11 protein-coding genes are annotated in these 11095 nt (G+C 35.6%); 8 read left to right on the top strand and 3 right to left on the bottom strand.

Features of this window, described 5'->3' with window-relative positions; all coding sequences use genetic code 11:
* Nucleotides 1-229: 229 nt before the first annotated feature.
* From rfbB to rfbD, 4 genes are all read left to right on the top strand, one after another.
* Nucleotides 230-1318, top strand: coding sequence for a dTDP-glucose 4,6-dehydratase (gene rfbB / locus PN497_RS13015; protein ID WP_096570278.1), 1089 nt, complete (start codon nucleotides 230-232; stop codon nucleotides 1316-1318).
* A gap of 123 nt (nucleotides 1319-1441) precedes the next feature.
* On the top strand, nucleotides 1442-2323 hold the full coding sequence (gene rfbA, locus PN497_RS13010; RefSeq protein ID WP_096570276.1) for a glucose-1-phosphate thymidylyltransferase RfbA: 882 nt from the start codon (nucleotides 1442-1444) through the stop codon (nucleotides 2321-2323).
* Between the two features lie 115 nt (nucleotides 2324-2438).
* Nucleotides 2439-2984, top strand: a complete 546-nt coding sequence (gene rfbC, locus PN497_RS13005; protein ID WP_096570274.1) for a dTDP-4-dehydrorhamnose 3,5-epimerase — start codon at nucleotides 2439-2441, stop codon at nucleotides 2982-2984.
* Nucleotides 2981-3856, top strand: a complete 876-nt coding sequence (gene rfbD / locus PN497_RS13000; protein WP_096570272.1) for a dTDP-4-dehydrorhamnose reductase — start codon at nucleotides 2981-2983, stop codon at nucleotides 3854-3856. The genes rfbC and rfbD overlap by 4 nt, the downstream gene beginning before the upstream one ends.
* A gap of 122 nt (nucleotides 3857-3978) precedes the next feature.
* Here the strand turns inward: rfbD and radA are convergent, their stop codons facing one another.
* Nucleotides 3979-5547, bottom strand: coding sequence for a DNA repair protein RadA (radA, locus tag PN497_RS12995; RefSeq protein WP_096570270.1), 1569 nt, complete (start codon nucleotides 5545-5547; stop codon nucleotides 3979-3981).
* A gap of 169 nt (nucleotides 5548-5716) precedes the next feature.
* Between radA and rpaB the strand changes: the two genes are divergently transcribed.
* The 4 genes from rpaB to PN497_RS12975 all read left to right on the top strand — a co-directional run bounded on the left by rpaB (nucleotide 5717) and on the right by PN497_RS12975 (nucleotide 8425).
* The gene (gene rpaB / locus PN497_RS12990) at nucleotides 5717-6445 is read left to right on the top strand and encodes a response regulator transcription factor RpaB (protein ID WP_096570268.1); all 729 of its coding nucleotides are present in this window, start codon (nucleotides 5717-5719) and stop codon (nucleotides 6443-6445) included.
* Between the two features lie 11 nt (nucleotides 6446-6456).
* Nucleotides 6457-6630, top strand: coding sequence for an alpha/beta hydrolase (locus tag PN497_RS12985; RefSeq protein WP_272110345.1), 174 nt, complete (start codon nucleotides 6457-6459; stop codon nucleotides 6628-6630).
* Nucleotides 6631-6678: 48 nt separating this feature from the next.
* Nucleotides 6679-7518 carry a diaminopimelate epimerase gene (gene dapF, locus PN497_RS12980; protein WP_096571792.1) on the top strand — a complete coding sequence of 280 codons (840 nt, stop codon included), beginning with the start codon at nucleotides 6679-6681 and terminating at the stop codon, nucleotides 7516-7518.
* A gap of 265 nt (nucleotides 7519-7783) precedes the next feature.
* Entirely contained in the window at nucleotides 7784-8425 is a 642-nt protein-coding gene (locus PN497_RS12975) for a Uma2 family endonuclease (protein WP_096571791.1), read from the top strand.
* A 273-nt stretch (nucleotides 8426-8698) separates the two neighbouring features.
* Here PN497_RS12975 and PN497_RS12970 read toward each other — a convergent pair whose 3' ends face one another.
* Together PN497_RS12970 and PN497_RS12965 are read right to left on the bottom strand one after the other, a co-directional pair.
* Nucleotides 8699-9910 carry a bifunctional sterol desaturase/short chain dehydrogenase gene (locus tag PN497_RS12970; protein ID WP_096571790.1) on the bottom strand — a complete coding sequence of 404 codons (1212 nt, stop codon included), beginning with the start codon at nucleotides 9908-9910 and terminating at the stop codon, nucleotides 8699-8701.
* A 231-nt stretch (nucleotides 9911-10141) separates the two neighbouring features.
* On the bottom strand, nucleotides 10142-10966 hold the full coding sequence (locus PN497_RS12965; protein WP_096571789.1) for a sulfite exporter TauE/SafE family protein: 825 nt from the start codon (nucleotides 10964-10966) through the stop codon (nucleotides 10142-10144).
* Nucleotides 10967-11095 lie beyond the last annotated feature (129 nt).

Raw genomic sequence — 11095 nt, 5'->3', positions numbered from 1 at the left:
ATTCGGATGATAGTCTTAGGTAAAAACCGATAATTAATTGTCCGAATGCTGATGCTTCCAGCACGCTTCGCGAACGCCCCTACATTGTTGACGCGAAACCTAAATCAAAATGTGGTTTATTTACCTGAAAATAGCTGTAATCCGATGATTAGCCGTGACATTCCAACAATTGAAATTACCACATTTCCACTAAAAATCAAACAATAACACATAGGAAAAATCTGTTTATATGTCAAACGTACCAAAAAATGATCTGCCAACTTTATTAGTTACAGGTGGTGCAGGATTTATAGGGGCTAACTTTGTTCTCCAATCTAGAAAAAATCAGTGGGCTAATATCATTAATTTAGATAAACTTACTTATGCTAGTAATCTACAAAATTTAGCTGAATTACAAGATGATCCCAATTATGCTTTTATTCAAGGAGATATTGGTAATTTTGAATTAGTCAGTTATTTGTTAGAAAAATATCAACCAGATGCAGTAATTAACTTTGCGGCAGAAACTCATGTAGATCGTTCAATTCTCACTCCCATTAACTTTATCCAAACTAATGTATTAGGAACGTTTCATTTATTAGAAGCAAGTAAAGTTTATTGGCAAAAACTCAAATCAGAAAAACAAGAAAAATTCCGATTTTTGCATATATCTACCGATGAAGTTTATGGTTCTTTAAATCCAGAAGATCCAGCTTTTAGAGAAGATACACCTTATGCACCAAATAGCCCTTATGCAGCTTCTAAAGCTAGTGCAGATCATTTAGTTAGATCCTACTATCACACCTATAATTTACCTACTTTAACTACTAATTGTTCTAATAATTATGGACCGTTACAGTTTCCTGAAAAACTGATTCCTCTAATGATTCTCAATGCTGTAAATGGTAAACCATTACCTATCTATGGTGACGGTCAAAATATTAGGGATTGGTTATATGTAAGTGATCATTGTGATGCTATTTATCTGGTTTTAAAGGAAGGTAAAATTGGCGAAAGTTATAATGTTGGGGGATTGAATGAACAAACTAACTTAGTAGTTGTGAATAAAATTTGTGAAATTTTGGATACGTTAGCACCCAAAGAGAATTTTCAATATTCATCTTTAATTACCTTTATTAAAGATCGTCCTGGACATGATCGCCGCTATGCTATTGATTGTAGTAAAATCACCAAAGAATTAGGATGGCAACCCAAGGAAAATTTTGATAGTGGTTTGTTAAAAACTGTGCAATGGTATCTTGATAATTCTGCTTGGGTAGAATCTATTTTTACAGGAGAATATAAAAACTGGATTCAGAAAAATTACGAAAGTCGTTAAAGGAGTAGGGGTAATTCATGAATTCCCCCCACTTCCGTTTTATTTTGCGTAAGTCCTGGATTTATTTAGGATTTATTTAGGATTTATTTAGTAATAATTAATTCGCTGTATAAGGATGGTAAAATGAAGGGTATTATTCTCGCAGGTGGTTCGGGTACAAGACTTTATCCATTAACACAAGTTGTGAGTAAACAATTAATGTCTGTTTATGACAAACCGATGATTTACTATCCTTTATCAGTGTTGATGTTAGCGGGAATTAGAGAAATTTTGATTATTTCCACACCCACAGATTTACCTCTTTTTCAAAGATTGCTAAAAGATGGTAGTCAATGGGGTTTAAAGTTTAGTTATGTAGAACAACCAAAACCAGAAGGTTTAGCACAAGCTTTTATTTTGGGAAAAGATTTTATCAAAAATGATTCAGTATGTTTAATTTTAGGAGATAATATTTTTTATGGTCATGGTTTCACAGAAGTTTTAACCCGTGCTGCTCAATTGCAAAATGGAGGTTTAGTTTTTGGTTATAAAGTCACTCACCCTGAAAGTTATGGTGTGATTGAATTTGATAGTACAGGTAAAGCAATTAGTATTGAAGAAAAACCAAAAAGTCCTAAATCAAAATATGCAGTACCGGGAATTTATTTTTATGATTCCCAAGTTACAGAAATAGCTGCTAGTTTGAAACCTTCTGCACGGGGTGAACTAGAAATTACTGATGTGAATTTAGCTTATTTAAAGCAAGATCAATTAAAGGTAGAAATTTTAGGAAGAGGATATGCTTGGTTAGATACGGGTACACATGAATCTTTACATCAAGCTAGTAATTTTATCCAAACTTTAGAACAAAGACAGGGATTGAAAATAGCTTGTATTGAAGAAATTGCCTATTATCAAGGATATATTGATACTCAACAACTTAGTTATTTGGTTGAGTCTATGGGTAAAAGTAGTTATGGTCTTTATTTAAGACGAATTTTAGAAGATGAAATTACTTTTAATTGAGAAATGATATAAAAAAATTATGTCCTCGACTTCTAAGATCAATTTATAATTTTTGTACACAATCAATAAAAGAAGTCGGTGATCTATAATTAAACCTAGAGCAAAGGAGAATTTGATGAAGATTATAAATATAGAAATTCCTGATGTGCTATTAATTGAACCTAAAGTTTTTGGAGATGAAAGGGGGTTTTTTTATGAAAGTTTTAATGAAAGAGTTTTTTTAGACAAAACCGGAATATTACCTCATTTTGTTCAAGATAATCATTCGCGTTCAGTGAAAAATGTGTTACGCGGGTTGCATTATCAAATTCAACAACCACAAGGAAAATTAGTCAGAGTTGTAGTTGGTGAAGTTTTTGATGTTGCTGTTGATTTGCGAAAAAGTTCTCCTACTTTTAGTCAATGGGTAGGTGTGCATTTATCAGCAGAAAATAAACATCAATTGTGGATACCACCGGGTTTTGCTCATGGTTTTTTGGTGCTTTCTGAATATGCGGAATTTTTGTATAAAACCACTGATTATTATGCACCAGAATATGACCGCACTATTTTATGGAATGATCCTGATTTAGCTATTGCTTGGCCGATTGAAGATGAACCAATTATTTCTACTAAGGATAAAGTAGGTAAGTTATTTTCAGAAGCGGAGGTTTATCAATGAAAATTCTATTAACTGGTGTTTCTGGCCAGGTGGGTTGGGAATTACAACGTACTTTAATGACTATGGGTGATGTTATTTCTGTGGGAAGAAATCAATTAGATTTAGCACAACCAGATACAATTAGTGCTACAATTAGGGATATAAAACCAGATTTAATTGTCAATCCTGCTGCTTATACTGCGGTGGATAAAGCAGAATCAGAACCCGATTTAGCAATGTCAATTAATGGTGTTGCACCTGGTATTATAGCTGAAGAAGCTAAACGTTTGGGATCAGCTATAATTCACTATTCTACTGATTATGTTTTTGATGGTAATAACAGTCTTCCTTATCAAGAAGATGAACTCAAAAATCCCCAAAATGTCTATGGTAAAACTAAGTTAGCTGGTGAGGAAGCAATTACATCAGTCGGTGTTAATCATATTATTTTCCGTACTAGCTGGGTTTATGGTTTGCGTGGCAAAAACTTCTTATTAACGATGCAAAAATTAGCAAAAGAAAGAGAAGAAATTAAAGTAGTTGATGATCAAATTGGCGCACCGACTTGGAGTAGAATGATTGCAGAAATCACAGCACAAGTTATTACTCAAGGTCAAAATAACCTAACTGATTTTTTGGCTAATAAAGGAGGAATATATAATTTATCTCCTAGTGGAAAAACTAGCTGGTATGGTTTTGCGAAGGCGATTTTTAATGATGATTTTCCCAATAATGAACGTAAATTAAAACGGTTAATTCCTATTACTACTCCAGAATATCCTACACCTGCATCTAGACCAGCTTTTTCTTTGTTAGATAATCAAAAATTTTCTGATACTTTTGGGTTAAAAATGCCAGAATGGGATCAAGTTTTAAAATTAGTTATTGATTGATAGTTAAAAAATCTGATCTCCCTTAAAACAGGAAAAAATTAAAATTTTTAGCGGGGATCAAAACTCTGTGTCTGGAGTGGTTCGTTGAATAAACATCAAACGCAGATGAACGCGGATATTTGTTATTCATCCTCATCTTTTTCATCTGTTTCTAAATCAATATCTTCCAAAGATTGATGAGGAATAGCAGCAATTATGGCATCTATGACTTTAGAAACTTGTAAAATTTCTATGTTTAAATCAGGAAACTTTTGACCTTTGGGTATTATCGCTCGTTTAAATCCCAGTTTTGCTGCTTCTTTTAACCTCAGTTCCATTTGGGAAACCGATCGCACTTGTCCCCCTAAACCTACTTCCCCTATTAATACTGTTTCGGGATCAACTATTCTATCTCGAAAACTGGCAACAATGGCGATCGCAATCCCTAAGTCTACCGCAGGTTCTTCTACATTCAAACCCCCCGCAGATGCAACGTAGGAATCTAATTTTGACATGGGTATCCCCACCCGCTTTTCTAATACTGCTAAAATTTGCACTAAGCGGTTATAATCTATCCCCGTGCCAGCGCGTCGGGGTGAAGGGTAGCTGGTAGGACTAACTAAAGCTTGCAATTCTACAACTATCGGTCTTGTTCCTTCACAAGCCACTACAATAGCTGTACCGGGTGCGGGGTCGTCGCGGTTTCCCAGAAACAGTTCTGAAGGATTGGGTACTTCCCTTAATCCATTAGACACCATTTCAAATATACCAATTTCATGGGTAGCTCCGAAACGATTTTTAACAGTTCTTAATAATCTGTGGGAAGCAAAGCGATCGCCTTCAAAATACAAAACCGTATCTACTAAATGTTCTAAAACCCTCGGTCCTGCGATAGTTCCTTCTTTAGTAACGTGACCAACAATTAACATTGTAATATCTTCATGTTTTGCCACCTTCATTAAAGCGGCGGTACATTCCCGCACCTGCGCTACTGAACCGGGTGCAGATGTCAAAGCTGGGAAGAACACAGTTTGTATACTATCAATCACCGCCAGATTAGGTTTGAGAGAATCAATTTCCCGCAAAATTTCCTCTAAATCCGTTTCTGGTAAGACATATAAATCAGAACCAATGGTATGATGTTCTATAATTTCTTCTGTATTTTTACATACTTTATCGGTATCTGTAACTTCTTCTTCGTTCTCCGAATTTTCTTCAGTGACAACATTGATCGGTTTAGACATTCCCAAACGAGAAGCGCGTAATTTTACCTGTTGTCCTGATTCCTCACCAGTAACGTAGAGAATACGGTATCTTTGGGATAATTCGTTAGAAACTTGCAGTAAGAGAGTAGATTTACCAATACCGGGATCACCACCGATGAGAACCATCGAACCAGGGACAACACCGCCACCAAGTACCCGATCTAACTCGCCATAACCGGATTCCCACCGAGCAATTTGGCGATCGCTAATTTGATCGAAAGTCAGAGAAGCCCTTGGTTTAGCGGGTTTACTGCTGCTGGGTTTAATTCCCCCTGGTGCAGCGTGCCAGTTCCCTACTCCCCCCCGACTGGGTATATCTACTCCAAAAGGTGTAGCATTCTCTTCCACTAAAGAATCATAAGTGTCACAATTTGCACACTTGCCGAACCACTGGGAGAACTCGGCTCCGCATTTGCTACATATAAAAATAGTTTTGGGCTTTGCCATGGGTAATTTTTATTTAAGAATCTTAATTTTTGTTTAAGTTTTAGAAAAAACTCAAGTTAAATAATAGTAGTAGTTACAGCTTTTTCAGATTAACTGATGCAATGATATCTTAATATTATGGTAATAAAATTCATAATGTTAAAAATTTAGTTAGGGAGCGTGAAGAAACTTGGAAAGTCATAAAGAAAAAATCCTGGTAGTAGACGACGAAGCAAGCATTAGGCGGATTTTGGAAACACGCCTTTCCATGATTGGCTATGATGTAGTGACAGCAGGTGATGGAGAAGAAGCCTTAGAAACTTTTCACAAATCCGAACCAGACCTGGTAGTTTTGGATGTGATGATGCCAAAGCTAGATGGTTACGGTGTTTGTCAAGAACTACGCAAAGAATCCGATGTTCCCATCATCATGTTAACAGCCTTGGGTGATGTAGCTGATCGGATCACCGGACTAGAATTAGGCGCTGATGACTACGTAGTTAAGCCATTTTCTCCCAAAGAACTAGAAGCGCGTATTCGCTCAGTTTTACGCAGAGTAGATAAAACTGGTGCTAGTGGTATTCCCAGTTCTGGAGTGATTCATGTTGGAAACATCAGGATAGATACCAATAAACGCCAAGTTTACAAAGGGGATGAACGCATCCGCTTAACCGGCATGGAATTTAGCTTATTAGAACTATTAGTTAGTCGTTCTGGAGAGGCTTTTTCTCGTTCTGAAATTTTACAAGAAGTTTGGGGTTACACACCAGAACGCCATGTAGATACTCGCGTAGTAGATGTACATATTTCCCGGTTACGGGCAAAATTAGAAGATGACCCCAGCAACCCAGAACTGATACTTACTGCTAGAGGTACTGGTTATCTATTTCAACGCATCCTGGAAGCAGGGGAAGAGTAATTAGGTGACAGGTGACAGTAAGAAGGCAAAAGGCAAGAGGCAAGAGGCAAAAGTTTATTCTTACCCATTACCAATTACCAATTACCCATTACCAATTACCAATTACCAATTACCAATTACCAATTACCAATTACCAATTACCAATTACCAATTACCAATTACCCATTACCCGTTACCAATTTTAAATGTTTAAATTAGTAGTAACTTATCTTTGATAATTCATCTAGGGGAAAATGGCAATAGAATTTACTAAGTATCATGGTTTAGGTAATGATTTCATTTTGATTGATAATCGTTCCTCGTTAACACCGGTCATTACACCAGAAAAAGCTGTCAAATTATGCGATCGCCATTTTGGTATCGGTGCTGATGGTGTTATTTTCGCACTTCCTGGGCAAAATGGCACTGATTACACCATGAGAATTTTTAACTCTGATGGTTCAGAACCGGAAATGTGCGGTAATGGTATTCGCTGTTTAGCGGTTTTCCTGACTGAGTTGGAAGGTGTATCCCGCACCAAAGACTTCTACACCATTCATACTTTAGCTGGTACAATTACACCTCAACTTACAGATGATGGACAAGTTAAAGTAGACATGGGTCAACCCCGATTATTAGCACAGGAAATTCCTACCACCCTTGCACCTACGGACAGTAAAGTAATTAATGTACCTTTAGAAGTTGCGGATCATACTTGGAATGTTACCTGTGTGAGTATGGGAAACCCTCACTGTATAACCTTTGTAAATGATGTAGCAGCTATTCCCTTAGAAAGCATTGGTCCTAAATTTGAACATCATTCCGTTTTCCCCCAAAGAACAAACACAGAATTTATTGAAATTGTCAACCGTAATTATTTAAAAATGCGGGTATGGGAAAGAGGCGCGGGAATTACCTTAGCTTGTGGTACTGGTGCTTGTGCGTCTTTGGTTGCAGGAGTATTAAATGATAAATGCGATCGGGCTGCTACCATAGAATTACCAGGAGGAGAGTTAGAAATTGAATGGTCCGAAGTAGACAATAAAATATATATGACAGGACCAGCAGAAAGAGTATTTGCAGGTAAATTCTAATTAGTAGCGACTGTCTTGAATGTCAAGCGATCGGTTGGGTTGACGCAAGGAAACCCAACATTTTATTCAGATCCCCGACTTCTATTTTCATCGTTTCTAGAAATCAGGACTTACGCAAAAGGGAACGAAAGTAGGGGTAATTCATGAATTACCCCTACGCAAGAATAAGGCTTTGAGTCACACCTTGCGTAAGTCCTAGAAATGATTAATACATCTAAAAAGTTAGGGATATTACAAATATTTATGTACTCAGGAGACTGAGAAAATGAGTAATTTACAAACTCAAATACCTACAGATACATGGGTTTATACTTCTTGGAATGAGTATGAACAAATAACCACCAACTTACTTAATAAACCGGGAAAAAGTTACTATTATAAAGGATACATGAGGCTAGAAATGCCACCAGTTAGTTTTGATAATGGAAAAGATCATGTAATAATTATTTTTGCTGTCACTTTATTTGCCACTATTAAAGGAATTTTAGCTACAGGTTTAGATACCACAACTTTTCGTAAACAAGGTATTCAAGACTGTCAACCTGATGTAGCTTATTATCTCCAAGAACGCGCCCAAACTATCGCCACAGGTACAGGAATTGTTAATTTAGATCACTACCCAGCACCAGATTTAGTCATTGAAATTGCTAAAACATCTTTATTAGATGACTTAGGAACAAAGCGCAGTCTTTACGAAGAATTAGGTGTTGCTGAATATTGGGTAATAGATGTACAAAACGCCCAAATTATCGCTTATGCCATAGCAGATAATGGTAGTAAACGTATTCAAGAATCACGGGTTTTACCTGGGTTAAAAATTGCAGTTTTAGAAACAGCTTTACGTCGTAGTCGTGAAAGCAGTCAATCTGAAGTTTGTGCTTGGTTACTTAGCCAATTTCAATTATAAGAATTGTAATTGAATCGGAATTAATAAAACTCAGATACTCGACTTATTAAACTAATTCATCGTTTATAACCAAAATGAAAAAAGAATTAGGGGATCTTGTATTGAAATATTTTGATGGGAATGAATGATTAAAGACTGTCCCTTTTGTAGTAAAATTTAGATTCGGAGACTCTATAATTGCATTCCCAGTCAGAGACTGGGAACGAGAAAAAACTGTTCCCTGTTCCTTGTTCCCTGTCTCCACGAAAAGACTTTTTCAGCAAACCCTACTTATTACTTCTGACTAAAAACACGATAGTACAACCATGTACTAAATTCTTTGATGGGGAATAGTAAATAAGTTAGTGGGTTGACTGTGACAATAATATTTCTAAAATCCCGTTTTGCTAAAAACAAAATTCCCTTAGCAACTTGATTTGCTGACATCACACCGAATGGATTAAGTTGACTTTTGAATGGTCCTAAAATCAATTTTCTAATTACACAAACTCCATCTAAACGTTTGAGGGTAATGATATCACCTAACGCCCTTTTGCTGATTTCATATAAAGGACTTAAAGCTGGTGAAACTTCTGCTTCTGATGTATTAACCCAAATTTCTTTAGTCGCTTTAGCATCAGGTCCGGTGACAGTTGCAGAAAATATATCTATTAACCGCAAAGCGGAAAAAGTGTTAACTTGATAAGAATTGTGAATTGCTGTAGATGTGCGATCGCCATAAACATTCACTCCATGATTGATAATTAAAATATCAACTTTTTGCAAGTTGGCTTTTAATTCTTCTTCATTTCCCAATTCCCAAAACATCACTTTTAAACCAGTTTGTTCCTCTATTTTATCTGGGTTAGTTGTTAAAGCAATAACTTTGGCTTTATGCTTGATTAATTCTGCGGTTAATGCTTTTCCTAAAGCACCAGAAGCACCAGTTAAAGCAACGGTTTTACCTTTTAAAGAAAGTCCTGTTCCTAATATTTTATCCACCAGAGAAAATACACCACTATAATAAGCATTTACATCATCAAAATGATGTCGCCAATGATATGTTCTATTCACAAACCACACAGAAGGAGTTGCTGCTAACGGTCCTGGTAAATGATTGTAATCTGTGTCTATTGTACCTTGGAAATATCGCAAAGATGCACCATATAAAAAAGTTCCACCATAAGCAACACCTAACCATAAACCCCATTGTCTGAAAACTAAAGCAACTGTGATTAATAAAACTAGCAGTATAATTGACTCAACTATGTCGTGATACAACTGGGAATCTAAGTAAGCTTGTTGAGAAACTAATGTTAAATCTCGACGGTAAGCTGCATGATGTTTATTATGCCATTTTGCCAGCCAAGTAACTTGATGACACAAAGCATGATAACTATCTCTAATTATTTCCGCAAGTAAGAGGGAGAAAACACCCCAAAGAGCGAACTTGACGCAGTTATTTACTAAAACCCAATCAATTGTTAAACTTTGAGCCAAAATCATCATATTTTTGCTAACACTATTTTCTCTTAATTATTCTTCATATTCGATAATTAGTGTAGTAGCAATGGGTAACATTTTTCTCTGTTCCTGAAATTTTGGTAGTTTTAAGTATAATAAGTGACAGGTGACAGTGCTAAAAGCTTTTCAGGTTTACACTCTGTGCATTTGTGTTCATTGTGTGTATTTTAGCTTTGAAGGCTGATAGCTGACGGATTAATGCTTACATCAAACTTAATAACTTTGCCAAGCTTTCCAAAATATATAAATAGATAAAATAGCCAACAAACTTCTAAAAGCTAAACTCACTACTTTATCTGGTAATTTTGGTAAAAACCGGGTACTAAATTGTACTCCTAATAAACCACCAAATCCTAAAATTGCGCCAGTTAACCACAAAACATTACCTGAATAAGCATGGCCAGCAGTTGCAGAAATAGCGGTAATAACTATGACTCCTAAACTCGTTTGAATAGCTTTTTTAATATTTTCATTGAGTAAGACAATTTGCAAAGGGACCATAATTATCCCCCCACCAACTCCAAATAAACCTGCTAATAAACCGCCAGTACCACCTGTGATAATTCTATGCCAAAACTCTTGAATTTTATGAACATTAGTATTAGTTTCGTTATTTTCTTCTACAAATTCCTGATCTTGGTTTCCTTCTTCTTGTATTTTTTTTCTAGCAACTATTTTTTTTCTCAGATCAACTAAATAAATATTGGAAATTAATAATAATCCAAAGGTAAATAATAACAAATATTCAGGAAATAAATTAGCTAAGAAAACACCGATTTGAGCAGTTATTAAGGCTGGTAAAGCCATACTTAAAACATTGTTGATATCCAGATAACCCATGCGCCAATTCTGAATACTTCCAGCAGATGCGGTAATGACAATTGATAAACTACTGGTAGCTACTGCTTGGATAGATTCGTTTCCTAAGCTAATTAATAAAGGTACTAAAACTGTACCTCCACCAATTCCCAAAAAACCTGCCAAAATCCCAGCTATAATTCCTGCAAATGCTAAAATTAATAATTCAATCGGTGTCATTTTAGATATTAGATATTAGATATTAGATATTAGATATTAGATATTAGATATTAGATATTAGATATTAGATATTAGATATTAGATATTAGATATTAGATATTAGATATTAGATATTAGATATTAGATATT

This window comes from Sphaerospermopsis kisseleviana CS-549 (assembly GCF_028329225.1).
GTDB lineage: Bacteria > Cyanobacteriota > Cyanobacteriia > Cyanobacteriales > Nostocaceae > Sphaerospermopsis > Sphaerospermopsis kisseleviana.
Note: the sequence above shows the minus strand (reverse complement) of the source record. Positions and strands in the feature narration are given on the sequence as shown.